Genomic DNA, 23,715 nt, shown 5'->3' with positions numbered 1-23,715 from the left:
CGAGACACGCTTGCGGTGCCCGCCCGCCGGGCGTTGCATCGCGGGCGTGCAGTCCGAACAGATGACCCCCCGCAGCGGCGCCGGTGACGGCGCCAAGGACCGCGCGGCCCGCCACGCCGTCACGCTCTTCCCGCTCCTCGTGCTCGCCGCCGGGGCCCTCGGCCTCGCCACCCCCTCCCTCTTCGCCGGGTGGACGAGCGGCGTGCCGTACCTGCTCGGCTGCGTGATGTTCTGCATGGGCCTGACCATGACGCCGCTGGACTTCCAGGGCGTGGTCAAGCGGCCGTGGGCGGTGGCGCTCGGCCTGGTCGCGCACTACGTGATCATGCCGGGGCTCGGCTGGCTCGTCGCCCACGCGCTCTCCCTGCCGCCGGCGCTGGCGGCGGGCGTGATCCTGGTCGGCTGCGCGCCCAGCGGCACCGCCTCCAACGTGGTCACCTACCTCGCCCGGGGCGACGTGGCCCTCTCCGTCTCGGTCGCCACCGTCTCCACCGTGCTGGCCCCGCTCATCACCCCGCCGCTCACGCTGCTGCTGGCCGGCGAGTACCTGCCGGTGGACGCGGGCGCGATGGTCGGCGACATCCTCAAGACCGTGCTGCTGCCGGTGATCGCCGGTGTCCTGGTCCGCCTCGTCGCCGGCCGGTACGTCGACCGGGTGCTGCCCGCCATGCCGTGGCTCTCCTCGCTCGCCATCGCCGCCATCGTCGCGGCGGTGGTCTCCGGCAGCGCCGACGCCATCAAGTCGGCGGCGCTCACCGTGATCCTCGCGGTGGTCCTCCACAACGGCCTGGGACTCGCGCTCGGTTACGGGGCGGGTCGCCTCTTCGGCCTCGGCGCCCCCGCCAGCCGCGCCATGTCCTTCGAGGTCGGCATGCAGAACTCCGGCCTCGCCGCCTCCCTGGCCACCGCCCACTTCTCCCCGATGGCCGCCCTGCCCGCAGCCGTCTTCTCCGTCTGGCACAACGTCTCCGGCGCCCTGGTCGCGGCCTGGATGGCCCACCGGGCCCGCCGCACCGAGGCCCTGGAGGCGGCCGGGGCACCGGCCACCTGAGACCGCCCGGCACGGACGAGGGGCCCGCACCTCCCCCGAGGTGCGGGCCCCTCGTAGCTCAGCCCTCCCCTGCCCCCGACCTGGGCAGTACGCGGGCGAGCGGCCCGGGCAGCCACCAGGCGTGGGCGCCCAGCAGCCGCATCACCGCCGGGACGATGAGGCAGCGGATCACCACCGCGTCCAGCAGGACGGCCACCGCGAGGGCGAGGCCGAACTGCTGGAGCATCCGGCTCGGGCTCAGCACGAAGGCGGCGAAGACCACGATCATGATGGCGGCGGCCGCCGTGATCACCTTGCCGGTGGCGGCCAGCCCCTCCCCCACCGCCGGCCGCGCGTCCCCGGTGCGCAGCCACGCCTCACGCATCCGGGAGACGAGGAAGACCTCGTAGTCCATGGAGAGGCCGAAGACGATGGCGAAGACCATCACGGGGATGAACGCCTCCACCGGCCCGCTGCTCGCCCCGAACCAGCCGTTCTGGAAGACCAGCGTGATGACGCCGAGCGCCGCCGAGATGGAGAGCAGGTTGAGCACCGCCGCCTTCAGCGGGACCAGCAGCGAGCGGAAGACCGCGAGCAGCAGCAGCGTGGAGAGGCCCACGACCACGGCGACGAAGAGCGGCATCCGCGCCGAGACCGAGTCGGCGAAGTCCAGCGCGGCGGCGGTCGGCCCGCCCACCAGGTAGCGCGCCCCCGTCTCGGTGGCGAGCGGCGCCAGCACCTCGGCGCGCAGCTCGCGCACCAGCTCCGCGGTGGCCTCGTCCTGCGGCCCGGCCTCCGGGAAGGCCAGCACGGTGGCGACCTCCCCGCCCCCGGCGGGGAACGGACCCTGGACCGCCGCCACGCCCTGCGCCTCGCCGAGCGCCGTGGCCAGCTCCTTCCCCGAGGCTCCGTCACCGCCCTCCGCGACGACCACCAGCGGCCCGTTGAAGCCGGGCCCGAACCCTTCCGCCGTCAGGTCGTACGCGGTGCGGCTGCTCGACCCGGCCGGATCGGTCCCGGCGTCGGCGAAGCCGAGCCGCATCCCGAGCACCGGTGCCGAGAGCGCCACCAGCACCGCGACCCCGGCGAGCAGCACGGGCAGCGGGCGGCGCCCGACGGCCGTGGCGAGGGCGGCCCAGCGTCCGCCGTCCGCCGGGTCCGCGCCGGCCTCCCCGCGCCGGGTGCGCCGCTTCGTCTCCCGGGCCCGGACGTGCCGCTCGATCCGGGCTCCGGCGAGGGCGAGCAGGGCAGGCAGCAGGGTGACCGAGGCCGCCATGGTCACCAAGACGGTCAGCGCGACGGCGAGGGCGACGCCCTGGAGGGCGCCGAGGCCGAGGACGACCAGGCCGAGCAGGGCGATGATGACGGTGCAGCCGGCGAAGAGGACGGTGCGCCCGGCCACGTCCATGGCCCGTACGGCGGCGTGGTGCCGGTCGGCTCCGGCCAGCAGTTCGGTGCGGTAGCGGTGGAAGATCAGCAGGGCGTAGTCGACGCCCACGCCGAGGCCGACCAGCATCATCACCGGCGGGGTGAAGTCGGCGACGGTGAAGAGGTGCGCGGCGAGCCCGATCAGCCCGAGCGCGCCGCCGACCGCGAAGACGGCGGTGACCAGGGGGACGGCGGCCGCGACCAGCGAGCCGAAGAAGAGGACCAGGACGACGAGGGCGGCGAGCATCCCCGCGCCCTCGGCGGCCCCGCCGCCCGCCTCCTCGGCGCCCCGGGTGGCCTCGCCGCCGACGGCGGTCACCAGCCCGTCGCCGCCGGCCTCCCGGACGGTGTCCAGCAGCCGGGTCAGGTCCTCGGCGGGGAGCGGGTCGTCCCCCTCGTCGAGGGCGACGGTGGCGTAGCCGATCGTGCCGTCCCGCGAGACGGCACCCCCCGCGGACCAGGGGTCCTGCACGGAGTCGACCGAGGGCAGCGCCTTCACCTGGTCGAGGAGGGCGGCGATCCGGTCCCGGTCGGCGTCCAGTCCGTCCGCGTGCTTCAGCAGGACACGGGCGGTGCGGTCCTCCGGCTCGGCCCCGTGCGCGGCGAGGAGGTCGGCGGCGGCCTGGGAGTCGGTGCCGGGCAGCGAGTGGTCGTTGCGGTAGCCGTCCCCGGCGACCTGGGCGCCGGCGGTGAGGACGGCGACCAGGACCAGCCAGAGCAGCAGGGCGGTCCTGCGGTGCCGCATCGACCCGGCGGCGATCCGGCCGAGGCGGCCGGGGGGCGGGGTCGCGGCGGCGGAGGCCGGGGCGGCTTCGGTGCGTGCCATCTCAGCGGCCCCCTTCCGGGCGCGGTCCGGGGCGGCCGGCGCGGCGGAGTCCGGTCACGGCTCCGGCGAGGGCGCAGAGCAGCACGGCGGCCACGAGGACGGCCCGCAGGGGACCGCCGCCGCCCACGTCGAGGGGTTCGCCGAGGGCCAGGCCGGCCAGGACGGCGACGGCTTCGGTGAGCAGGAATCCGGCGGCGCCGCCGACGAGAAGGCCCGTCGCGGCGGCCGGTGCCCTGCCCGGCGCGGAGGTGTGTGGTGTCATGCCACCGAGCCTGGGCCGGGGGTCACCCGCCGCGCGTCCGCCCCGGGTTGCGGGCCGGGTACTCCCCCGGGCGTCCCCGGCGGCGCGCGGCGTACGCCCGTGGGGCTCGCGTTCAGCCGCCGAGCCACCCCGGCGACACCAGCCCCGACTCGTAGGCGAGCACGACGAGCTGGGAGCGGTCGCGGACGCCGAGTTTGGTCATGACGCGGCTGACGTGGGTCTTGGCGGTGGCCGGGCTGACGACGAGGGTGGCGGCGATCCGGTCGTTGGTGAGACCGCCGGCGACCAGGCGCAGCACCTCGCGTTCGCGGTCGGTGAGGGCGTTCAGCCGGGGGTCGGGCGGGGGCGGGGCGACACGGCCGGCGAACTCGGCGATGAGACGCCGGGTGACCGAGGGGCTGATCAGGGCGTCGCCCCGGGCGGCGACGCGGATGGCGTGGGCCAGTTCCTCGGGTTCGGTGTCCTTGACGAGGAAGCCGGTGACGCCCTCGCGCAGCGCCCGGTAGACGTACTCGTCCAGGTCGAAGGTGGTGAGAATGACGACGCGGACCGTCTCCAGGCGCGGGTCGGCGGTGATGCGGCGGGCCGCCTCCAGGCCGTCGGTGCCGGGCATCCGGATGTCCATGAGGACGACGTCGGGCCGCAGCGCCCGGGCGGCGGCGACGGCCTCCTCCCCGTCGGCGGCCTCGCCGACCACCTCGATGCCCTCCTCGTCCTCCAGGATCGACCGGAATCCGGCGCGGACGAGCCGCTGGTCGTCGGCGAGCAGCACCGTGATCATCGGCGGGGTTCCTCCGTGGCGGTCGTACGGGCGAGTGGCAGGGTGGCGCGGACGCTGAAGCCGCCGCCCGGGGCGGGTCCGGCGGTGAGGTCGCCGCCGAGGGCGCGGGCGCGCTCGCGCATCCCCGTGATGCCCGATCCGGGCGGGCCGGTGCGCGCGGGGTCGGCGGCCGGGCCGCGCCCGTCGTCGGTGACGGTGACGGTCAGCCGGCAGCCGACGCCGTCGAGGTGGATGTCGGCGCGGGTGGCGCGGGCGTGCCGGGCGACGTTGGTCAGCGACTCCTGCACGATGCGGTAGGCGGCGAGGTCCGCCTCGACCGGGAGCGGCCCGGTGTCGCCGGTGCGGTGGACGGTGACGGCGAGGCCGGCGGCGCCGGCCGCGTCGGTGAGTTCGCCGAGCCGGCCGAGGCCGGGGGCGGGCGCGGTCGGCGCGGCCTCCCCGGCCTCGCGCAGCACGCCGAGGGTGGCGCGGAGTTCCCGCAGGGCCTCGCGGCTGGCGTCCTTGACGGCGCCGAGCGCCTCGGTGGCCTGGTCCGCCCCGGCGGCGGGGTCCTTGGTGAGGCGGCGCAGGGCGGCGGTGGACTGGACGTTGATGAGGGAGAGGTGGTGGCCGACCACGTCGTGGAGTTCGCGGGCGATCCGCAGCCGTTCCTGGGCAGCGGCCCGTTCCTCGGTCTCCCGGGCGCGGGCGAGGTGGCTGTGGCGGAGCCCGCCGAGGGTGATCATGGCGACGAACCAGCCGGTGAGCATGAAGAGCGCGACCTGGTTGACGTCGCCGTTGCCCCGGATGGTGCCCAGCGCGGTGCCGAGGAGGCAGAGGGCGGCGATGACCACGGCGGCGTGCAGCCGTCCGGCGGCGGCCACCAGGAAGAGGGCCACCACCACGGCGAGCAGCAGCGGCCCGTCGTAGGCGCTGGTGACGTAGTAGACGGCGGTGGCGAGGGCGGCGACCGAGGCGGCGGCCACCGGGCGGCGGGAGCTGAAGTAGAGGGCGCCGCAGGCCACCGCGATCAGCACCCAGTTGGCGGCGGTGACCGCCCAGGGCTCCTCGCGGGCGCCGATCAGGGAGCGCAGCGTCCCGAGGCCGACCACCAGGAAGAGCCCCGAGGCGAGGGCGGCGTCGGCGGCGCGGCCTCGCGGGAGCCGGAGGCGGCTCCGGGCTGGGGAGGGCATGCGGCCAGCGTAGGACGGGCGGCCCGTCCCGTCCTCGGCCCCGGGGGCGAACCGTACGGGCCGCCGCTACGTCCGGTGGGGTACGGCCCTGTCGACCGCTGGGGTACGCGTCCGCCCGCCCCCGGTGCGGGAGCGGGCGGGCGCGCGGGGCTCAGTGGTCGTTCTGGGCGAGCCGCAGCAGGTGCTCGGCGAGGGCCTGGCCGCCTTCGGGGGCGCGGCTGATGAGCATCAGCGTGTCGTCGCCCGCGATGGTGCCCAGCACGTCGTGGAGTTCGGCCTGGTCGATGGCGGAGGCGAGGAACTGGGCGGCGCCCGGCGGGGTCCGCAGCACCACCAGGTTGGCCGAGGCCTCGGCGGAGATCAGCAGTTCGCCGGAGAGCCGCCGCATCCGCTCCTCCTTGGCGGACTCCCCGAGCGGGGCGCGCGGTGTGCGGAAGCCGCCTTCGCTCGGCACGGCGTAGATCAGGTCGCCCTCGGCGTTGCGGATCTTGACGGCGTTCAGCTCGTCGAGGTCGCGGGAGAGGGTGGCCTGGGTGACGCTCAGTCCGTCGTCGGCCAGGAGCTTGGCCAGCTGGCTCTGGGAGCGCACCGGTTGCCGGTTGAGGATGTCCACGATCCGGCGGTGGCGGGCGGTGCGGGTCTGCGGCACCGCCTGGGCGCTCTCGTTCTCGTGCGCCTGGCTCATCGTCGTCGTCCCGTTCTGCGGCTCATCGTTCCCCCTGGTCGGTCGTGCGAGCGGTCTCCCGCGCGGTGTCGAGGACGCCGGGCAGGGCCCGCAGGAAGGTGTCCGCCTCCTCGTCGGTGAACACCAGCGGCGGCATCAGCCGTACGACGTCGGGGGCGGGCGCGTTGACCAGCAGGCCGGCGTCCTGGGCCGCTTGCTGGACGGTGGGTGCGAGCGGCTCGGTGAGCACGATACCCAGCAGCAGGCCCGCACCACGGACGTGGCCGACGAGCGGGTGGCCGAGCCCCTCGATTCCGGCGCGCAGCCGCTCGCCGACCCGCTTCACCTGGTCGAGGAGGCCGTCGGCGGCGATGGTCGACAGGACGGCGAGCCCCGCGGCGCAGGCGACGGGGTTACCCCCGAAGGTGGTGCCGTGCTGGCCGGGACGGAGCAGGTCGGCGGCGGGGCCGAAGGCGACGGTGGCGCCGATGGGCAGGCCGCCGCCGAGCCCCTTGGCGAGGGTCACGACGTCGGGGTCGACGCCTTCGTGGGCCTGGTGCTCGAACCAGTGGCCGGTGCGGCCGATGCCGGTCTGCACCTCGTCCAGGACGAGGAGGGTGCCGGTGGCGCGGGTGATCTCGCGGGCCGCCCTGAGGTAGCCGGCGGGCGGGACGACCACGCCGTTCTCGCCCTGGATCGGCTCCAGGAAGACGGCGGCGGTCTCCTCGGTGACGGCGGCGCGCAGGGCGTCGGCGTCCCCGTACGGCACGTGGGTGACCTCGCCGGGCAGCGGCAGGAAGGGGGCCTGCTTGGCGGGCTGGCCGGTGAGGGCGAGGGCGCCCATTGTGCGGCCGTGGAAGCCGCCCTCGGTGGCCACCGTGTGGGTACGGCCGGTGAGCCGCCCGATCTTGAAGGCGGCCTCGTTGGCCTCGGCGCCGGAGTTGGCGAAGAAGACGCGGCCGGGGCGGCCGAGGAGGCGGAGCAGTTCCTCGGCGAGGGCGACGGGCGGCTCGGCGGTGAAGAGGTTGGAGACGTGGCCGAGGGAGGCGATCTGGCGGCTGACCGCCTCGACGACGGCCGGGTGGCCGTGGCCGAGGGCGTTGACGGCGATGCCGCCGACCAGGTCGAGGTAGGTGGCGCCCTCGGCGTCGGTGAGGACGGCGCCCTCGCCGCGGACCAGGGGCAGCCGCGGGGTGCCGTAGTTGTCCATCAGGGCGCCCTGCCAGCGCGAGGTGAGCGCGGCGTTGCCGCCGGGCTCGGCGGCGGGGGCGGGCGGGGTGGCGGTCACGTGAGTTCCTCCGGGTCCGGGACGACCATGGTGCCGATGCCTTCGTCGGTGAAGATCTCCAGCAGGATGGAGTGCTGGACCCGGCCGTCGATGACGCGGGCGGTGGTGACGCCGTTGCGCACGGCGTGCAGGCACCCCTCCATCTTGGGGACCATGCCGCTGGCCAGGTCGGGCAGGAGCTTCTCCAGCTCGGTGGCGGTGATGCGGCTGATCACCTCGTCGCTGTGGGGCCAGTCCTCGTAGAGCCCCTCGACGTCGGTGAGGACCATGAGCGTCTCGGCGTTGAGCGCGGCGGCCAGGGCGGCGGCTGCGGTGTCGGCGTTGACGTTGTAGACGTGGTCGTCGTCGGCGCTGCGGGCGATGGAGGAGACGACCGGGATGCGGCCGTTCTCCAGCAGGGCCTCGATGGCGCCGGTGTCGATCTCGGTGATCTGGCCGACCCGGCCGATGTCGACCAGCTCGCCCTCGATGCGCGGCTGGTGCTTGGTGGCGGTGATGGTGTGCGCGTCCTCACCGGTGAGGCCGACGGCGAGCGGGCCGTGCTGGTTGAGCAGGCCGACCAGCTCCCGCTGGACCTGGCCGGCGAGGACCATCCGGACGACGTCCATCGCCTCGGGCGTGGTGACGCGCAGTCCGGCCTTGAACTCGCTGACCAGGCCCTGCCGGTCGAGTTGGGCGTTGATCTGCGGGCCGCCGCCGTGCACGACGACGGGCTTGAGGCCGGCGTGGCGCAGGAAGACGACGTCCTGGGCGAAGGCGGCCTTCAGCTCCTCGTTGATCATGGCGTTGCCGCCGAACTTGACGACGACGGTCTTGCCGTGGTGCCGGGTGAGCCAGGGCAGCGCCTCCACGAGGATCTGCGCCTTGGGCAGGGCGGTGTGCTTGCGGGTGCTCATGGGTGCGGGCGTCCTTCGGGTCCGGGTCGGCCGGGCGGGCCGGGCGCTCTCCTGGTCAGGAGGAGTACGCGCTGTTCTCGTGGACGTAGTCGGCGGTGAGGTCGTTGGTCCAGATGACCGCGGAGGCGTCGCCCGCGTGCAGGTCGGCGGTGATGGTGACCTCGCGGTAGCGCATGTCGACCAGCGAGCGGTCCTCGCCGACGCCGCCGTCCTTGCAGACCCAGACACCGTTGATGGCCACGTCGAGCCGGTCGGGCTCGAAGACGGCGTCGGTGGTGCCGATGGCGGAGAGCACCCGGCCCCAGTTGGGGTCCTCGCCGTGCACGGCGCACTTGAGCAGGTTGTTCCGGGCGATGGTGCGGCCCACCTGGACGGCGTCCTCCTCGCTGGCGGCGCCGGTCACCTCGATCCGGATGTCCTTGCTGGCGCCCTCGGCGTCGCCGATGAGCTGGCGGGCCAGGTCGTCGCAGACGGTGCGGACGGCCTCGGCGAACTCCGCCTCGCCGGGGGCCTTGCCGGAGGCCCCGGAGGCGAGCAGCAGCACGGTGTCGTTGGTCGACATGCAGGCGTCGGAGTCGATGCGGTCGAAGGTGGTGCGGGTGGCGCCGCGCAGCACCCGGTCGAGGGTGTCGCTGTCGAGGTCGGCGTCGGTGGTGAGGACGACCAGCATGGTGGCGAGGGAGGGGGCGAGCATGCCCGCGCCCTTGGCCATGCCGCCGACGGTCCAGCCGTCGCCGGTGACGACGGCCGTCTTGTGGACGGTGTCGGTGGTCTTGATCGCGATGGCGGCCTTCTCGCCGCCGTGCGCGCTGAGCGCGGCGGCCGCGGTCTCGACACCGGGCAGCAGCTTGTCCATCGGCAGCAGCTCGCCGATGAGGCCGGTGGAGGCCACCGCGATGTCGCCCGCGCCCTCACCGAGGATCTCGGCCACCTTCTCGGCGGTGGCGTGAGTGTCCTGGAAACCCTGCGGCCCGGTGCAGGCGTTGGCGCCGCCGGAGTTGAGGACGACCGCGGCGACCTGCCCGTCCTTGACGACCTGCTCGGACCAGAGGACCGGCGCGGCCTTGACGCGGTTGGCGGTGAAGACGCCCGCAGCGGATCGGCGGGGGCCGGTGTTGACCACGAGGGCCAGGTCCGGGTTGCCGTTCGCCTTGATGCCCGCGGCGATGCCCGCCGCGGTGAATCCCTGTGCTGCCGTGACGCTCACGGTCTTCTCCTTCCGGCCTTCCGGCCTCTTCCACCCCGGCGCCCGCGTGGGCCCGGGGCGTGGTTCAGGGCGCCACCCGTACGGGGTGCGCGCCCGGGTCCGCCGCCCGCGCCCCGCTCAGGGGGCGATACCGGTGGCGGGCAGTCCGCTGGTCTCCGGGAGTCCGAGGGCGAGGTTCATGCTCTGCACGGCCCCGCCCGCGGTGCCCTTGGTCAGGTTGTCGATGGCGCTGATCACCAGAATCCGCCCGGCGGCCTCGTCGTACGCCACCTGGAGCTGCGCGGTGTTGGAGGCGTACACGGCGCCGGTCGCCGGCCACCGGCCCTCGGGCAGCAGGTGGACGAAGGGCTCGTCCGCGTACGCCTTCTCGTAGACCTCGCGCAGGCGCCCGGCGTCGACGCCGGGGCGGGCCTTGGCGCTGGAGGTGGCGAGGATGCCGCGCGGCATCGGGGCCAGGGTCGGGGTGAAGGAGACAGTGACCCGCTCCCCGGCGGCGGCGCTGAGATTCTGGATCATCTCCGGGGTGTGCCGGTGCAGCCCGCCCACGCCGTACGGCGACATGGAGCCCATGACCTCGCTGCCCAGCAGGTGCGGCTTGGCCGCCTTGCCCGCGCCGGAGGTGCCGGAGGCGGCGACGACCACGGCCTCGGGCTCGGCGAGGCCGGCGGCGTAGGCCGGGGCGAGCGCCAGCGACACCGCCGTCGGGTAGCAACCGGGCACCGCGACGCGCCTGGACCCCTCCAGCGCGGCACGGGCACCCGGCAGTTCGGGGAGGCCGTAGGGCCAGGTCCCGGCGTGCGGCGAGCCGTAGAAGCGTTCCCAGTCGGCGGCGTCCGCGAGCCGGAAGTCCGCCCCCATGTCCACCACCAGCACGCTCTCGCCGAGCTGCTCGGCGACGGCGGCCGACTGCCCGTGCGGCAGCGCCAGGAAGACGACGTCGTGCCCGGCCAGCGTCTCGGCCGTGGTCGCCGCCAGCACCCGGTCGGCGAGCGGCAGCAGATGCGGCTGAAGCGCCCCGAGCCGCTGCCCGGCGTTGGACCCCGCCGTCAGCACCCCGATCTCGACCTCAGGATGCTGCAGCAACAGCCGCAGCACCTCACCACCCGCATACCCACTCGCGCCCGCCACTGCCGCGCGTACCGTCATGGAACCCTCCTTCTAGGTGGCATGACTATACGCATAGGTGCACGTTTATGCAATGAGGGGTGTGGGCGGGGCGGTGACCGCGCGCTCGCCGCTCAAGCTCCGGCGCCATGACCCGTGATCCTGGTTTCACCTGCACGTCCGACCACCCTCTCCCCGTCACACAGCACTCCGGCATCGCCCTCCACCGGGGCGAGGCGGCCGACCTCGACGCACCCCAGGCCCTGGAGAACCACGCGTACGAGGGCGTCCGGGCGTAAGGATTCAGCCCACCCGGGCGCTCACCTCGACCACAAGGGGGCGGATCCACTCCCCCTCCCCCTCCCCCTCCCCCTGGAGGCGGAAGACCGTCACCGGCTCCTATGACCCGAACACGCCGTAATACGCCGGGAGATGGGCGCGCATCCGTCCGTATCCGTCGTGATGACGCGTGACAGCTTCGGGAGGGGGCTCGGTGGTCAACCGTCGAGCCTGAGGCCGCCGCTCTCCCCACCGCTCACTCCGGCTGGACCTCGTCGAAGAGGGCGATGGCCTCGGCGGGGTCCGGGCCGACGAGGCGGTTCAGGCCGGCCGCGGTCAGCTCCGCCCACCGGCGTGCCCGGGGCCACATCCGTTGCTCGTGGGCCCGGACGGCCTCGTCCAGGCCGGCGGGGGCGGCGGCGAGGGCGTCGCCGAGTTCGGCGCCTTCCAGCATCGCGAGGTTGGCGCCCGCGCCGAGCGGGGGCATCAGGTGCGCGGCGTCGCCGAGGAGCGTCACTCCGGGGACGTGCGGCCAGGCGTGGTCGACGGGCAGCGCGTACAGGGGGCGGTGGACGAAGGCGGTGCCGTGGCGGAGGAGGTCCAGCACGGGCGGCGCCCAGCCCTCGTACCGCTCCAGCAGCCGTGCGCGCACCGTCTCGGCATCGGCCGGACCTGGTTCCGCGCCCCGGTCCAGGGGTACCCGGAACTGCGCGTACACCTTGACGTGGCCGCCGCTGCCGCGCTGCGCGACGAGGGAGCGCCGGACTCCGTACACCGCGAAGGAGCCGTCGCCGATCAGCCGGGCGAGGCCGGGGTGGCGGCGGTCGACCTCGTCCAGGGAAGTCTCGACCGCGGTGACGCCGGTGTACTGCGGGGTCGCCGGCGAGAGCGCGGGGCGGACCCGCGACCAAGCGCCGTCCGCGCCGACCACGAGGTCGTACCGCTCCTGCCGCCCGTCGGCGAGACGGACCCGCGCGGCTCCCCCGGCTTCTGCGGTCACCCCCCTCACGCCGCTGCCCCACCGGACGTCGAGGGAACCGAGGAGCAGGTCGCGGAGGTGGCCCCGGTCGATCTCCGGGTTGGCCCGGTCGTCCGGGCGGGGACGCCAGTCACGCAGGACCGTTCCGTGGGGGTCGAGGATGCGCATGGCCTGGCCCTCGGGACGGGACAGCGCCCCGAACTCCGCCAGCAGCCCCGCCTTTTCCAGCGCCCGCTGCCCCATCCCCTCGTGGAGGTCCAGGGAGCCGCCGGGCGGGCGGGCGTCCGGACCGGCGTCGCGTTCGAGGACGGTGACGGAAAGGCCGTGGCGGTGCAGGATGCGGGCCAGGGTGAGGCCTCCAGGACCGGCCCCGACCACAGCAATACGGTGTCTCATCTGCCTGCCCCGTCTCACCTCGATGCGGCGCCGCACGTCCGTGCGCTGCCGCGTCTCCTCCGTACGGCGCCGTGTCTCTGCTTCGCCGCCACGTATCCATGCGGCGTCTCGCGTCGATACACTGTATTGACCCGAGGCGGCGTATCGCAACAGTACGGTGGGACCCATGACTGTGTGGGAGCGGCCGGAGCCGCCGACTCGACCCGTACCGCTCGACCGGGAGCGGATCGTCGCGGCCGCCGTCGCGCTGGCCGACGAAGGCGGACTGGAAGCGGTGTCGCTGCGCAAGGTCGCCGCCCGGCTGAACGCGGGCCCGATGCGGCTGTACGGGTTCATCTCCACCAAGGACGACCTGTTCGACCTCATGCTGGACGAGGTCCAGGCGGAGATTCTCCCCGGGGAGCGAGCGGAGGACTGGCGGGAGGCGCTGGGCGGCCTCGCCCGGCGCACGCGGGAGGCGGCTCTGCGCCACGAGTGGCTGGCCGAACTTCTGGGTGGCCGCCCGGCGCTGGGGCCGAACGGTCTCGCCCTGACCGAGTCCACCTTGGCCGCCCTGGACGGCGTCACCGACGTCGACACCGCTCTGCGGGCGGTGGAGACCGTCAGTTCCTACTTCATCGGCGCGATCCGGCGCGAGGTCGCCGCTCTGCGGGCCGAGCGCGCCTCGGGCCTCTCGGACCGCGAATGGCAGCGCGCCCGGGGTCCGCACGTGACGCGGGAGCTGGCCACGGGCCGATTCCCCGCGCTGGCCAGGGCGGTGCACGAGGGCTCCGAGGTGGACGCCGCGACGTCTTTCGCGACCGGCCTGGAGTGGGTCCTGGACGCGGTGGCGGCCAGGCTGGACCGGCCGCCGGCGTGACGGTGCGGCCGGCGTCGCCCCGCCCGTGGTTGACCTTGACACGGTGACAAGGTCTTCACTGCGGGCGAGGAGGTGGTCTCGATGACGGTCACGGGACGGAAGCAGGACGGGGACGAGGCGCGGCTGCTCGGAGGGCTGGCGGACGAGCGGGCGTCGGTCCGGTTGCGGGCGGCTCTGGCGATCGGTTCGGCGCCCCGGCCGGGCTTCGTGGGGGCGCTCGTGGAGCGGTGCGCCGTCGAACCGGAGTTCTCCGTAAGGGACATGCTGACCTGGGCGCTTACCCGTCACCCGGTCCCGCTGACGCTTCCCGCGCTCCTGCGCGAGCTGGGCTCGCAGCGGCCGCCGGCCCGTAGCCAGGCACTGCACACGCTCTCCAAGATCAGGGACGCGCGGGCGTACCCGGCGATCACCAGGGCGCTGCTGACCGACGCCGACGACGAGGTGGCCCGGAGCGCCTGGCGGGCGGCGGTGGTGCTCGTACCCGAGGGCGGGGAGGCCGCGCTGGTCGCGGTGCTGGTGACGCAGTTCGGGCGCGGCCCGCTGGAGACGCGGCGCAGCCTCAGCCGGGCGCTGGCCGGACTGGGCGAGGTGATCGTGCCCGCGCTGCGGGCGACGGCCGAGGCGGCGGACCCGGAGGTACGGGCACACGCGCTCGCCACCGAGCGGCTGCTGCGCGACCCCGACTCGGGGTTCGAGGGCGCCGTGGAGGAGGCCAAGCGGGTCGTGGCGCTCGGCGGGTCCGGCCGGGAGGGATGATGGGCCGGTGCTGATCGGTGAGGTGGCCAGGCGCTCCGGGGTCAGCGCCCGCATGCTCCGGCACTACGAGTCGCTGGGCCTGGTCCGGCCTTCGGGCCGCACCGGCTCGGGCTACCGGGAGTACTCCGGCGCCGACATCCGCCGCATCCTGCACATCGAGAGCCTGCGGTCGCTCGGGTTGTCGCTGCGGGAGATCGGGCGGGCCCTGGACGATCCCGGCTTCACGCCCTCGGCGCTGGTCGGCGACCTCATCCGGCAGACCCGGGCGCGTATCGCGGCGGAGACGGAGCTGCTGACGCGGCTGCGGCGGCTCGACGCGGCGGACCCGGCCGGCTGGGAGGACGCCCTGCGGGTCGTCGCCCTGCTCCAGGCTCTGGCGTCGGCCAGCGCCGACGCGCGCCAGCGGGCGGCCCTCTCCTCGGGCGACGCGGTGCCGGTGCCGGTGGAGGCCCTGGTCGAGGCGGTACTGAGCGAGCCGGAGCCGAATGTCGCCGGTGCCCTGAGCTGGGCTCTGGCGCGGTCGGAGGGGAGCGCCGCCGAGTTGCTGGCCGAGGCTCTCGGATCACCGGAGGCCGCGGTGCGGGAACGGGCCGTCGAGACCCTCGCCGAGCTGCCCGGGGAAGGGCCGGCCGGGCGGCTCCGGGAGGCGCTCGGGCATCCGGACGCCGTGGTGCGGGGGCGCGCGGCGCTGGCGCTCGGGGCGCGCGGCGAGGACGGGGCGGTGCCGGCGCTGCTCGACATGGTCGTGTCGGGGCACCGCGACACGGACGCGGCCGACACGCTGGGCGTCCTGGCCTCCGACGGGGCGACGGCGGACCGCGTGGCCCGGGCGATGACCGCCCGCCTCGCGGACACCACCACCCGGGCCGCCGCGCGGGGGCGGCTGACCCAGGCGCTGGCCGATATCCCGGGGTCGGTGGCCACCCGGGCCCTCACGGAGCTGTCGCAGGACGAGGACCGGGCTGTCGCCCTGACCGCCGCGTACCTCCTCCGCCTGCGGAAGGGCACCGGCTGAGGGGTGCTCAGGGGCGCGTCCGGCCGCTGGTGTTCACCTGGCGGCCGCGTCCGCGGCGAGCCGGCCGATCGCGGTGACGAGGGGTTCCCAGGCGGGTTCGGGGAGTTCGTGGCCGGTTCCCGGGAGGAGCAGCAGCCGTGCCCCGGGAATCCGGGAGGCGAGCGCGTGGGCGGCGCGGACCTTGATGAGGGGGTCGTCCTCACCGTGGACGACGAGGGTGGGCCGGGTGACCGCCTCGACGGGCGGGCCGTGCCAGCGGGCGGCGATCTGGCGGCTCTGCGCGCGCTGGTCGCCCACTCCCCGGTCGGCGTTGCGCTCGGCGGCGGCGCGCGCTGCGGCCTCGTCGAAAGCACGGTGCGGGGAGGCGAGGAGGCGGGAGACGGCGACGCCCGCCGCGACGGCGCCCCCGTGGGTGTCGGGGACGTTCAGCCGGGCGAACTTCGCGAGGGTCCCAAGGCGGACGTACCGCAGTGTGCGCAGGCCGCCGAGGTCCCCCGGGACCGCCGCGACGGTGGTGAGCGTCCGGACGCGGCCGGGGTGGCGCAGCGCCACGCGCTGGGCGACGGCGCCACCGAGGGAGACGCCGACGAGGTGCGCCGACGGCCAGCCCAGGGCGTCCATGACGGCGACCGCGTCGTCCGCCACGTCCTCCGCCGTGTAGGCCGGGGCGCCCCGGGCGAGTAGGGCGGAGACCGGGGTGCGGGCGGAGGTGTGCGGCAGGTGTGTCGACTCGCCGCCGTCCCGCTGATCGTAGCGGGCCACGGCGAAGCCCTCGGCGGCGAGCGCGCGACAGAACCCGTCGGGGACCCAGTGACGGTTGACGCCCAGTCCGGTGACGAGCAGGAGCGGTTGGCCGTCGCCCCCTTCGACGAGCCGGTCGAAGGCGAGTCGCACCGGGCCGTTCCCGGCGTACCGCACGGGACTCCACCGTTCACGGAAGGTCGGGGACACGGCTTCTCCTTTACTGCGATCAGTGTTCGCAGTTTTAGAGTAGAGGCCGCATCGCACAAACGGAAGAGGCTCATGGAGCGACTGATCTGGACGCGGCCCGAGCGGGGCAACCGTGGGCCTGCCGCCGGGCACAGCAGGGCCGAACTGGCGGCGGTGGCCGTCACGCTGGCCGACCGGAGCGGACTGGCCGCCGTCTCCATGCGGCAGGTCGCCGCGGAGCTGGGCACGGGCCCGTCCTCCCTCTACCGCTACCTCGGCGGACGGAACGACCTCCTCGACCTGATGGCGGACGCGGTGGCGGGGGAGATCGACCTCGGTGTGCCGCTCGGCGGCGACCCCGTGGAGGACCTGCTCGCCCTGGCCGTCCGGGCCAAGGCGGTCCACCTGCGGCACCCGTGGCTGGCGGAGCTGCCGCCGGAGCCGCTGCGGCTGGGGCCGCACGGGCTGGCGTACCTGGAGTTCGCCCTGCGGGCCATGGCGCCCGCGCGGCTGCCGGGCCCGGCCCGGCTGGAGGTCGTCGCCGTCGTCGACGCGCTGGTGGCGCAGTTCGCCCGGGCTCAGCGGCAGCAGGGCGCGGCGGGGGCGGACCGGCGGGCGGCACAGGCCGCCTACCTGGGCGAGACGGCCGCAGCCGGCGCGTATCCGCACCTGGCGGCAGCCCTGGCCGGCGCGCCGGGAGGCGACCCGGCCGAGGACCCGGAGGCGCTGTTCGGGCGGACGGTGCGCCGGGTCCTGGGCGCGCTGCTCGCGGCCGGGACTCCTGACTGACCCGGCGTCAGGCGGTACCGAGCTGCCGGCCCGCCGCCTCCACCGTCTGCGCGAGGAGGACGGCGATGGTCATGGGGCCGACGCCGCCGGGGACGGGGGTGATCAGCGAGGCGCGGGTGGCGGCCGAGTCGAAGTCGACATCGCCGACGTTGCCCTCGTTGTAGCCGGCGTCGACGACCACCGCGCCCGGCTTGAGGTCACTACCGGTGAGGAAGCGCGGGCGGCCGACCGCGGCGATCAGGATGTCGGCCTCGCGGACGGCCGCCGCCAGGTCGGCGGTGCGGGAGTGGCAGTACGTCACGGTGGCGTCGCGGGCGAGGAGCAGCATCCCGGCGGGCTTGCCGAGGATGGCGCTGCGTCCGACGACGACCGCGCGCTTGCCGGCGGGCTCCACCCCGTACGCGTCCAGCAGCCGCATGATGCCGCCGGGGGTGCAGGAGACGAAGCCGGGGAGGCCGAAGCTCATGGCGGCGAAGGAGTGCGTGGTGACGCCGTCCACGTCCTTCTCGGGCGCGATGGCCTCGAACGCGGCGCGCTCGTCGAGGTGCGGCCCCACCGGGTGCTGGAGCAGGATGCCGTGCACGGACGGGTCCTGGGAGAGCGCGGTGACGGTCCCGACCAGTTCGGCGGTGGTGACCGAGGCGGGCAGGGCGACGTGCCGTGACGCGATGCCGGCCTGGCGGCAGCGGGCGCGCTTCATCCGCACGTAGGTGACCGAGGCCGGGTCCTCCCCGACCAGCACGGTGGCGAGGCACGGGGCGGTGCCGGTACGCCGGCGCAGCTCCGCCGCCGCCTCGGCACTCTCCTCGGTGATCCGGCGGGCGAGTGCGGTGCCGTCCATCAGGCGGGCGGTCGGTGACTGGGTCATGGGGCGCTCCCGGGGCTCGCGGTGAGTCGCCCAGGCGCGCGGCACGGAAGGCGGGTCGCCGGGCCGCTCCCCGGTGGTTCTCCACCTCAGCGCCAGTCACGGCCCGCCGTCACCCTACTGGACGGGGGCGGGCGCGAGGCGCCCGGCGAAAGCCGCTTGCCCGCCTGCGGCCCGCTGCGACAGCATCCCCGGCATGGACATCGCGCCCCCCGAACTCCTCCCCGCCCACCCCGCCGAGCTGCGCCGCTGGCGCCGCGAGGACGCCGAGGCGCTGCACCGGGTGATCTCGGAGTCACGGGAGCACCTGGTGCCCTGGATGCCGTGGGCGGCCGGGCAGGGCCCGCGCGAGACGGACGAGTACCTGGCGCGCTGCGACGAGGAGTGGGCGAGCGGCGAGGCGTACATGTACGCGCTGACGGCCGGCGGGGCGGTGCTCGGCAGCTGCGGGCTGATGCGGCGGATCGGGCCGGGCGGGCTGGAGATCGGCTACTGGATCCATCCGGGGTGGACGGGCCGAGGGCTCGTCACCCGCTCCGTCGGCGCGCTGATCACGGCGGCACGGGCGCTGCCCGGCGTGGACCACGTGGCCGTCCACCACGACGAGGCCAACACCGCCAGCGCCGCCGTCCCCCGGCGGCTCGGCTTCACCGAGATCAGCCGGAACCCGGCGGAGGGCGGGCCGGTGACGCCCGGGGAGAACGGCGTCGAGGTCGTCTGGCGCCTCGACCTCGCGCCCGCCCCGTAGCGGTCACGCCGGGAAGCGCCCCGCACGCCCCCCCTCACGAGGAGCGGCAGCGCCTACGACCTGCGGCGCGGCTTCCCCCGCTTGGCGCCCTTGGCTCCCTTGGCTCCCCCGGACGCCTTGCCGCCCTTGGTCCCCTTCGGCCCGCCCGTGGTGCCGCGCGCCCCCTTCCCGCCGGAGCCGGACTTCGCGGCGGCCTTGTGCGGGGCGGACTTGGCGTCGGCGCCCTTGCCCTTCGGCTTGGCCGGGCCGGGGGTGGCGGCCAGGCGGCCCCGGGTGCTGTTGGCCGTGCGGCCGCGGACGATGCCGATGAAGGCGTCGACGAGGTCGGTGGTGTGTTCCTCGGGCCAGGAGAGGGCGACCCGGGAGGCGGGGACGTCCAGCAGCGGCCGGAAGGTGAGGTCGCGGCGGTGGTGCAGACGGGCCAGCGACTGCGGCACGGCCACCAGGCCGACCCCGGCCGCCACCAGCTCGATCGCGTCGGCCGTGGTGGCGGGGCGTTCGATCGCGGGCAGCCCCGGCGGGTGCTCCCACTCCAGGGGGTCGTCGAGCGGGTGGAGGACGAGTTCCTCGGCCAGTTCCTCGACCGGCACCTCGTCCACCGCGGTGAGCAGGTGGTCCCGGGGGACGACGACCACGGTCGTCTCGGTGTAGAGCGGGATCGCGCTGAGGTCCTCGCCGTCGACCGGCATCCGGAGCAGTGCCGCGTCCGCCCCGCCCGCGCGCAGCAGGGCGGTGGCCTCGGGGGCCGGGACCTGCACCAGGGTGAGGGGGACGGCGGGGAACCGCTCCTGCCAGATCCGCACCCACTTGCCGGGCGTCACGCCGGGGACGAACGCGAGCCGGAAGGAGGGGGACGCGTCGGCGGCGGGCCGGTCTTCGGTGCTTGTCACCCGGCCAGGCTACCGGCCGGTTCCGTGCGGCCGCTCCCCCGTGGGCGGGCGGTACGTCAGGTGAGCCCGGCGGCGGCCGCGTGGAGTTCGCGCAGGGCGGCGACGGTGAGGGCCGGCAGTCCGCCGGGGGCCTCGTCCTGCGCGGCCCCGGCCCACCGGCCGTAACCGGTCTTGAAGGCGAGCACCCCGAGTTCGGCCGTCACCTGGGCCGCCGGGTCGGGAACGTCCCGGGCGCGGAGGGCTTCGGCCATCGCCCGGGCCATGCCGACGCTCTTGAGCGCCTCGCGCTCCCGCAGCTCCTCGTCGGCGTCGAGCGCCGCGCGCATCAGCGGGCTCAGCTCGCGGTTGAACGTGGTCATCCCGGCCGAGGCCCGTTCCAGACCACGGGCGACGGCCTCCACGGGGGTCGCGGTGGCGGGGGCCGCCGCGATGCCGTCGGTCAGCAGACGGCTGAGCGTCGCCTGACCCGCCGTGAGAATGTCCCGCTTGTCGGAGAAGTGCCGGTGGAAGGTGCTACGGGTGAGCCCCGCCCGCGTGGCGATCTGGCTGACGGTCGTGCCGTCGTAGCCCTGCTCGGCGAAGAGCTCGAACGCGGCCATGACCAGCCGCTGTCCGGCGTCGGGCTTCCATCTCGGCATGTCGCCATCCTAGGGGATGCGACAGGTGTCGCATCACTCGCGCTACCATGACGCGACACCTGTCGCATCACGTCGGGGAGCACCCATGAAGGTCTTCATCACCGGCGGGACCGGGCTCGTCGGTTCCGCCGTCGTCGCGGAACTCGTCGCGGCCGGGCACACCGTCACCGCGCTCAGCCGTTCCGCCTCCTCTGCGGAGCGCGCCGAGGCCGCCGGAGCCACGCCCCTGCGCGGCAGCCTCACCGACCTGGAGGTCCTGCGGGCCGGCGCGGAGCGGGCCGACGGCGTCATCCACCTCGCCTTCGGCAACGACTTCAGCTCACCCGAGGCCATCGCCCGGGACGTCACCGAGGAGGCCGAGGCCCTCGCCGCCCTGGCCGGCCCGCTGATCGGCACCGGCCGGCCGCTCGTCACCGTCGCGGGCACGCCGGTGGCGCCGGGCCGGGCCTCCACCGAGGAGGACCCGTTGCCCACCGAGGGCCCGGTCGGCGGTCGCAGCGAATCGGTGGCCCGCGTCCTCGCCCTCGCCCCGCGCGGGGTGCGCGCCGCCGCCGTCCGGCTGCCGCGCACCGTCCACCACGACGGCCGGGGCGGCTTCGCCGGCCTGCTCACGGAGCACGCCCGCCGTACCGGCGTCGCCGGATATCCGGGCGACGGGGCGCAGCGCTGGCCGGCGGTCCACGCCCTCGACGCCGCCGTGCTGTTCCGGCTGGCGCTGGAGGAGGCGCCGGGCGGCAGCTCCTGGCACGCCGTGGCCGACGAGGGCGTCGCGGTCCGCGCCATCGCCTCGGTGATCGGACGCCGGCTCGGACTCCCCGTCGAGTCGGTGCCCGAGGAGGCCTTCGGGCCACTGGGGCCGGTCTTCGCCACCGACCAGCCCGCCTCCGGCGCCCGTACCCGGGCCGGGCTGGGCTGGACGCCGGTCCGGCCGGGGCTCCTCGCCGACCTGGAGAACCTCGGGGGCTGACGGTCCCGCGAGCGGGTGGTTCGGAGCAGCCACCGGTGCTCGATACCCTGGTCGGCATGACCTCGCACCAGAACACCCAGACCATGAAGCCCGCGACCGCGGCGAAGAAACTGGGTGTGTACCTCCCGGCCACCCCCAGTGAGTTCCAGGAGGGGCCCGTCTCGCGGGCCGAGCTCAACGCCCTCCAGGCCGACCCGCCCCAGTGGCTGCGCGACCTGCGGCGCGACGGCCCGCACCCGCGTCCGGTGGTCGCCGCCAAGCTGGGCGTCTCCATCGCCGGGCTGGCCCGCGGCGGCGTCACCGAGGCGCTCACCACCGGGCAGATCGAGGCGCTGAAGGACGAGCGGCCCGAGTGGCTGGAGAAGGAGCGCGCCACCCAGGCCGACGTCCGCAAGGAGACGGCCCGCATCGCGGAGCGCGACGCGGCCCGGGCGGAGAAGGCGGCCCGCGCGGAGGACTGAGCGGCACGCACGCGAGGCGCGAAGGCGCGGTCCGGACGGGCCGCGCCTTCGGCATGACACCGCGTACGGAGCCGCCGGACCGGCCCTGGCCCTGGCTCTGGCCCTGGCCGCACGACGACGCCGCCCCGCCCCGGACACGAGGTCCGGGGCGGGGCGGCGTTCCTGTGCGGTCCGGGGACCGTACGAGGTCAGGCCAGGGTGGCGATGGCCTGGTTCAGCGTCTTCGACGGGCGCATCACGGCCTCGGCCTTGGCCGGGTCGGGCTGGTAGTAGCCGCCGATGTCGACCGGCTTGCCCTGGACGGCCGCCAGCTCGGCGACGATCGTCCCCTCCTGCTCGGCGAGGGTCGCGGCCAGCGGCGCGAAGGCCTCCGCGAGCTGGGCGTCGTCGGTCTGCTGGGCCAGCTCCTGCGCCCAGTACAGGGCGAGGTAGAAGTGGCTGCCGCGGTTGTCGATGCCGCCGAGCTTGCGGCTGGGCGACTTGTCCTCGTTGAGGAAGGTGCCGGTGGCGCGGTCCAGGGTGTCGGCCAGCACCTGGGCGCGGGCGTTGCCGGTGGTCTGCGCGAGGTGCTCGAAGCTGACGGCCAGGGCGAGGAACTCACCGAGGCTGTCCCAGCGGAGGTAGTCCTCCTTGACGAGCTGCTGGACGTGCTTCGGGGCGGAGCCGCCGGCGCCGGTCTCGAAGAGACCGCCGCCGTTCATCAGCGGGACGACCGACAGCATCTTGGCGCTGGTGCCCAGCTCCAGGATGGGGAAGAGGTCGGTCAGGTAGTCGCGCAGCACGTTGCCGGTGACGGAGATGGTGTCCTCGCCGCGGCGGATGCGCTCCAGGGAGAAGCGGGTCGCCTCGACGGGCGAGAGGATCTTGATCTCCAGACCCTCGGTGTCGTGCTCCGGCAGGTACGCCTGGACCTTCTCGATGAGGCGCGCGTCGTGGGCGCGGTCCTCGTCCAGCCAGAAGACGGCCGGGTTGCCGGTGGCGCGGGCGCGGGTGACGGCGAGCTTCACCCAGTCCTTGATGGGCGCGTCCTTGGTCTGGCACATCCGGAAGATGTCGCCGGCGCCGACGGTCTGCTCCAGGACGGCCTCGCCGCTCTTGGTGTCGACCACGCGGACGGTGCCGGTGGTGGGCACCTCGAAGGTCTTGTCGTGGCTGCCGTACTCCTCGGCCTTCTGCGCCATGAGGCCGACGTTCGGCACCGAGCCCATGGTGGAGGGGTCGTAGGCGCCGTTGGCGCGGCAGTCCTCGATGACGGCCTGGTAGACACCGGCGTAGCTGCTGTCCGGGAGGACGGCCAGGGTGTCGGCCTCCTCGCCGTCCGGGCCCCACATGTGGCCGGAGGTGCGGATCATCGCGGGCATGGAGGCGTCCACGATGACGTCGCTGGGGACGTGCAGGTTGGAGATGCCGCGGTCGGAGTCGACCATGGCGAGCGCCGGGCCCTCGGCCAGCTCGGCGTCGAAGGACGCCTTGATCTCGGCACCCTCGGCCAGGCCCTCCAGGCCCTTGTAGATGCCGCCGAGGCCGTCGTTGGGGCTCAGGCCGGCGGCGGCGAGCGCCGGGCCGTACTGGGCGAAGGTCTTCGGGAAGAAGGCGCGGACCACGTGGCCGAAGATGATCGGGTCGGAGACCTTCATCATCGTCGCCTTGAGGTGCACGGAGAAGAGCACGTCCTCGGCCTTGGCCTTGGCGATCTGCGCGGTGAGGAACTCGCGCAGGGCGGCGACGCGCAGCACGGAGGCGTCGACGACCTCGCCGGCCAGGACCGGTACGGACTCGCGCAGCACGGTGGTGGAGCCGTCGTCACCGACCAGCTCGATGCGCAGGGTGCCGTCCTCGGCGACCACGGCGGACTTCTCGGTGGACCGGAAGTCGTCGACGCCCATGGTGGCGACGTTGGTCTTGGAGTCGGCCGTCCAGGCGCCCATGCGGTGCGGGTGGGCCTTGGCGTAGTTCTTCACCGAGGCCGGGGCGCGGCGGTCGGAGTTGCCCTCGCGCAGGACCGGGTTGACGGCGCTGCCCTTGACCTTGTCGTACCGGGCACGGACGTCCTTGTCCTCGTCGGTCTTCGGGTCGTCCGGGTAGTCCGGAAGCGCGTAGCCCTGCCCCTGGAGCTCGGCGATGGCCGCCTTGAGCTGGGGGATGGAGGCCGAGATGTTCGGCAGCTTGATGATGTTGGCCTGCGGCGTCTTGGCGAGTTCGCCGAGCTCGGCGAGGGCGTCCTCGATGCGCTGGCCCTCGGCGAGACGCTCGGGGAAGCTCGCGATGATCCGTCCGGCCAGCGAGATGTCACGGCGCTCCACCGTGACCCCCGCGGTCGAGGCGTACGCCTCGACGACCGGCAGGAACGAATACGTCGCCAGGGCCGGGGCCTCGTCGGTGTGCGTATAGAAGATGGTCGAGTCAGTCACCGGTGCTCCGCTCCACGTCTGCAACATTGCTCGACATCAAGATATCTCGTCCGGCCCCTCTGTTCGAAAGGGCC

24 protein-coding genes and 1 riboswitch are annotated in these 23,715 nt (G+C 74.8%); of the genes, 9 read left to right on the top strand and 15 right to left on the bottom strand.

The window, feature by feature from the left end; genetic code table 11:
* Window positions 1-61: 61 nt before the first annotated feature.
* A complete protein-coding gene (locus IF45_RS0116050) occupies window positions 62-1,051 on the top strand; it encodes a bile acid:sodium symporter family protein (RefSeq protein ID WP_030308059.1) in 990 nt (329 codons plus the stop codon).
* 58 nt (window positions 1,052-1,109) lie between these two features.
* Here the strand turns inward: IF45_RS0116050 and IF45_RS0116045 are convergent, their stop codons facing one another.
* The 9 genes from IF45_RS0116045 to argC all read right to left on the bottom strand — a co-directional run bounded on the left by IF45_RS0116045 (window position 1,110) and on the right by argC (window position 10,700).
* Complete coding sequence (locus IF45_RS0116045) at window positions 1,110-3,284, bottom strand: MMPL family transporter (protein ID WP_030308057.1); 2,175 nt, start codon at window positions 3,282-3,284, stop codon at window positions 1,110-1,112.
* Between the two features lies 1 nt (window position 3,285).
* The gene (locus IF45_RS0116040) at window positions 3,286-3,546 is read right to left on the bottom strand and encodes a G protein-coupled receptor family protein (protein WP_003947116.1); all 261 of its coding nucleotides are present in this window, start codon (window positions 3,544-3,546) and stop codon (window positions 3,286-3,288) included.
* A 112-nt stretch (window positions 3,547-3,658) separates the two neighbouring features.
* Window positions 3,659-4,327 carry a response regulator gene (locus IF45_RS0116035; RefSeq protein WP_003947117.1) on the bottom strand — a complete coding sequence of 223 codons (669 nt, stop codon included), beginning with the start codon at window positions 4,325-4,327 and terminating at the stop codon, window positions 3,659-3,661.
* Window positions 4,324-5,499 (bottom strand): sensor histidine kinase, encoded by a 1,176-nt coding sequence (locus tag IF45_RS0116030; protein WP_003947118.1) that lies wholly within the window; start codon window positions 5,497-5,499, stop codon window positions 4,324-4,326. Before IF45_RS0116030 ends, IF45_RS0116035 begins: the two co-directional genes overlap by 4 nt.
* A 151-nt stretch (window positions 5,500-5,650) precedes the next feature.
* Window positions 5,651-6,184, bottom strand: a complete 534-nt coding sequence (locus IF45_RS0116025; RefSeq protein WP_003947119.1) for an arginine repressor — start codon at window positions 6,182-6,184, stop codon at window positions 5,651-5,653.
* Window positions 6,185-6,206: 22 nt separating this feature from the next.
* Window positions 6,207-7,451 (bottom strand): acetylornithine transaminase, encoded by a 1,245-nt coding sequence (locus tag IF45_RS0116020; protein WP_008412507.1) that lies wholly within the window; start codon window positions 7,449-7,451, stop codon window positions 6,207-6,209.
* Window positions 7,448-8,347: an acetylglutamate kinase gene (argB, locus tag IF45_RS0116015; RefSeq protein ID WP_030308055.1), complete on the bottom strand. Its 900-nt coding sequence runs from the start codon at window positions 8,345-8,347 to the stop codon at window positions 7,448-7,450. The genes IF45_RS0116020 and argB overlap by 4 nt, the downstream gene beginning before the upstream one ends.
* Window positions 8,348-8,402: 55 nt before the next feature.
* Complete coding sequence (gene argJ, locus IF45_RS0116010; protein WP_008412508.1) at window positions 8,403-9,554, bottom strand: bifunctional glutamate N-acetyltransferase/amino-acid acetyltransferase ArgJ; 1,152 nt, start codon at window positions 9,552-9,554, stop codon at window positions 8,403-8,405.
* Between the two features lie 117 nt (window positions 9,555-9,671).
* Window positions 9,672-10,700 carry an N-acetyl-gamma-glutamyl-phosphate reductase gene (argC, locus tag IF45_RS0116005; protein ID WP_003947123.1) on the bottom strand — a complete coding sequence of 343 codons (1,029 nt, stop codon included), beginning with the start codon at window positions 10,698-10,700 and terminating at the stop codon, window positions 9,672-9,674.
* 107 nt (window positions 10,701-10,807) lie between these two features.
* Between argC and IF45_RS33130 the strand changes: the two genes are divergently transcribed.
* Window positions 10,808-10,957, top strand: coding sequence for a hypothetical protein (locus IF45_RS33130; protein ID WP_157841179.1), 150 nt, complete (start codon window positions 10,808-10,810; stop codon window positions 10,955-10,957).
* A 236-nt stretch (window positions 10,958-11,193) separates the two neighbouring features.
* Here IF45_RS33130 and IF45_RS0115990 read toward each other — a convergent pair whose 3' ends face one another.
* Complete coding sequence (locus IF45_RS0115990) at window positions 11,194-12,312, bottom strand: FAD-dependent oxidoreductase (protein ID WP_078842880.1); 1,119 nt, start codon at window positions 12,310-12,312, stop codon at window positions 11,194-11,196.
* Between the two features lie 166 nt (window positions 12,313-12,478).
* On the opposite strand from IF45_RS0115990, the gene IF45_RS0115985 reads away from it, so the two are divergent.
* The 3 genes from IF45_RS0115985 (at window position 12,479) to IF45_RS0115975 (ending at window position 14,942) form a co-directional block, all read left to right on the top strand.
* A complete protein-coding gene (locus IF45_RS0115985) occupies window positions 12,479-13,171 on the top strand; it encodes a TetR/AcrR family transcriptional regulator (protein ID WP_026235425.1) in 693 nt (230 codons plus the stop codon).
* Between the two features lie 81 nt (window positions 13,172-13,252).
* The gene (locus IF45_RS0115980; RefSeq protein WP_030308051.1) at window positions 13,253-13,927 is read left to right on the top strand and encodes a HEAT repeat domain-containing protein; all 675 of its coding nucleotides are present in this window, start codon (window positions 13,253-13,255) and stop codon (window positions 13,925-13,927) included.
* 7 nt (window positions 13,928-13,934) lie between these two features.
* The gene (locus IF45_RS0115975) at window positions 13,935-14,942 is read left to right on the top strand and encodes a MerR family transcriptional regulator (protein ID WP_030308049.1); all 1,008 of its coding nucleotides are present in this window, start codon (window positions 13,935-13,937) and stop codon (window positions 14,940-14,942) included.
* A gap of 33 nt (window positions 14,943-14,975) precedes the next feature.
* Here the strand turns inward: IF45_RS0115975 and IF45_RS0115970 are convergent, their stop codons facing one another.
* On the bottom strand, window positions 14,976-15,893 hold the full coding sequence (locus IF45_RS0115970) for an alpha/beta fold hydrolase (RefSeq protein WP_030308048.1): 918 nt from the start codon (window positions 15,891-15,893) through the stop codon (window positions 14,976-14,978).
* 72 nt (window positions 15,894-15,965) lie between these two features.
* Between IF45_RS0115970 and IF45_RS0115965 the strand changes: the two genes are divergently transcribed.
* A complete protein-coding gene (locus tag IF45_RS0115965) occupies window positions 15,966-16,661 on the top strand; it encodes a TetR/AcrR family transcriptional regulator (RefSeq protein ID WP_003947130.1) in 696 nt (231 codons plus the stop codon).
* 7 nt (window positions 16,662-16,668) lie between these two features.
* Here IF45_RS0115965 and IF45_RS0115960 read toward each other — a convergent pair whose 3' ends face one another.
* A complete protein-coding gene (locus IF45_RS0115960) occupies window positions 16,669-17,529 on the bottom strand; it encodes a bifunctional 5,10-methylenetetrahydrofolate dehydrogenase/5,10-methenyltetrahydrofolate cyclohydrolase (RefSeq protein WP_003947131.1) in 861 nt (286 codons plus the stop codon).
* 21 nt (window positions 17,530-17,550) lie between these two features.
* Window positions 17,551-17,639: riboswitch (ZMP/ZTP riboswitch) on the bottom strand.
* An 83-nt stretch (window positions 17,640-17,722) separates the two neighbouring features.
* Here IF45_RS0115960 and IF45_RS0115950 point away from each other — a divergent pair.
* A complete protein-coding gene (locus tag IF45_RS0115950) occupies window positions 17,723-18,274 on the top strand; it encodes a GNAT family N-acetyltransferase (RefSeq protein WP_003947132.1) in 552 nt (183 codons plus the stop codon).
* A 53-nt stretch (window positions 18,275-18,327) separates the two neighbouring features.
* Here IF45_RS0115950 and IF45_RS0115945 read toward each other — a convergent pair whose 3' ends face one another.
* Entirely contained in the window at window positions 18,328-19,164 is an 837-nt protein-coding gene (locus IF45_RS0115945; RefSeq protein ID WP_030308045.1) for a LysR family substrate-binding domain-containing protein, read from the bottom strand.
* Window positions 19,165-19,220: 56 nt separating this feature from the next.
* Window positions 19,221-19,802: a TetR/AcrR family transcriptional regulator gene (locus tag IF45_RS0115940; protein WP_030308044.1), complete on the bottom strand. Its 582-nt coding sequence runs from the start codon at window positions 19,800-19,802 to the stop codon at window positions 19,221-19,223.
* A gap of 85 nt (window positions 19,803-19,887) precedes the next feature.
* On the opposite strand from IF45_RS0115940, the gene IF45_RS0115935 reads away from it, so the two are divergent.
* Together IF45_RS0115935 and IF45_RS0115930 are read left to right on the top strand one after the other, a co-directional pair.
* On the top strand, window positions 19,888-20,769 hold the full coding sequence (locus IF45_RS0115935; protein WP_030308042.1) for an NAD-dependent epimerase/dehydratase family protein: 882 nt from the start codon (window positions 19,888-19,890) through the stop codon (window positions 20,767-20,769).
* A 56-nt stretch (window positions 20,770-20,825) separates the two neighbouring features.
* Window positions 20,826-21,230 (top strand): DUF5997 family protein, encoded by a 405-nt coding sequence (locus IF45_RS0115930; protein WP_003947136.1) that lies wholly within the window; start codon window positions 20,826-20,828, stop codon window positions 21,228-21,230.
* Between the two features lie 188 nt (window positions 21,231-21,418).
* Here the strand turns inward: IF45_RS0115930 and IF45_RS0115925 are convergent, their stop codons facing one another.
* The gene (locus IF45_RS0115925) at window positions 21,419-23,641 is read right to left on the bottom strand and encodes an NADP-dependent isocitrate dehydrogenase (RefSeq protein WP_003947137.1); all 2,223 of its coding nucleotides are present in this window, start codon (window positions 23,639-23,641) and stop codon (window positions 21,419-21,421) included.
* Window positions 23,642-23,715: the final 74 nt, after the last annotated feature.

Source organism: Streptomyces albidoflavus (genome assembly GCF_000719955.1).
GTDB classification, from domain to species: Bacteria; Actinomycetota; Actinomycetes; order Streptomycetales; family Streptomycetaceae; genus Streptomyces; species Streptomyces albidoflavus.
The sequence above is the reverse complement of the archived record's forward strand: the minus strand, read 5'-3'. Positions and strand labels throughout refer to the sequence as shown.

Coding starts and splice junctions, on each gene's coding strand:
- IF45_RS0116050 (WP_030308059.1), top strand. CDS start 62: ATGACCCCCCGCAGCGGCGCCGGTGACGGCGCCAAGGACCGCGCGGCC.
- IF45_RS0116045 (WP_030308057.1), bottom strand. CDS start 3,284: ATGGCACGCACCGAAGCCGCCCCGGCCTCCGCCGCCGCGACCCCGCCC.
- IF45_RS0116040 (WP_003947116.1), bottom strand. CDS start 3,546: ATGACACCACACACCTCCGCGCCGGGCAGGGCACCGGCCGCCGCGACG.
- IF45_RS0116035 (WP_003947117.1), bottom strand. CDS start 4,327: ATGATCACGGTGCTGCTCGCCGACGACCAGCGGCTCGTCCGCGCCGGA.
- IF45_RS0116030 (WP_003947118.1), bottom strand. CDS start 5,499: ATGCCCTCCCCAGCCCGGAGCCGCCTCCGGCTCCCGCGAGGCCGCGCC.
- IF45_RS0116025 (WP_003947119.1), bottom strand. CDS start 6,184: ATGAGCCAGGCGCACGAGAACGAGAGCGCCCAGGCGGTGCCGCAGACC.
- argB (WP_030308055.1), bottom strand. CDS start 8,347: ATGAGCACCCGCAAGCACACCGCCCTGCCCAAGGCGCAGATCCTCGTG.
- argC (WP_003947123.1), bottom strand. CDS start 10,700: ATGACGGTACGCGCGGCAGTGGCGGGCGCGAGTGGGTATGCGGGTGGT.
- IF45_RS33130 (WP_157841179.1), top strand. CDS start 10,808: ATGACCCGTGATCCTGGTTTCACCTGCACGTCCGACCACCCTCTCCCC.
- IF45_RS0115990 (WP_078842880.1), bottom strand. CDS start 12,312: ATGAGACACCGTATTGCTGTGGTCGGGGCCGGTCCTGGAGGCCTCACC.
- IF45_RS0115985 (WP_026235425.1), top strand. CDS start 12,479: ATGACTGTGTGGGAGCGGCCGGAGCCGCCGACTCGACCCGTACCGCTC.
- IF45_RS0115980 (WP_030308051.1), top strand. CDS start 13,253: ATGACGGTCACGGGACGGAAGCAGGACGGGGACGAGGCGCGGCTGCTC.
- IF45_RS0115965 (WP_003947130.1), top strand. CDS start 15,966: ATGGAGCGACTGATCTGGACGCGGCCCGAGCGGGGCAACCGTGGGCCT.
- IF45_RS0115960 (WP_003947131.1), bottom strand. CDS start 17,529: ATGACCCAGTCACCGACCGCCCGCCTGATGGACGGCACCGCACTCGCC.
- IF45_RS0115950 (WP_003947132.1), top strand. CDS start 17,723: ATGGACATCGCGCCCCCCGAACTCCTCCCCGCCCACCCCGCCGAGCTG.
- IF45_RS0115940 (WP_030308044.1), bottom strand. CDS start 19,802: ATGCCGAGATGGAAGCCCGACGCCGGACAGCGGCTGGTCATGGCCGCG.
- IF45_RS0115935 (WP_030308042.1), top strand. CDS start 19,888: ATGAAGGTCTTCATCACCGGCGGGACCGGGCTCGTCGGTTCCGCCGTC.
- IF45_RS0115930 (WP_003947136.1), top strand. CDS start 20,826: ATGACCTCGCACCAGAACACCCAGACCATGAAGCCCGCGACCGCGGCG.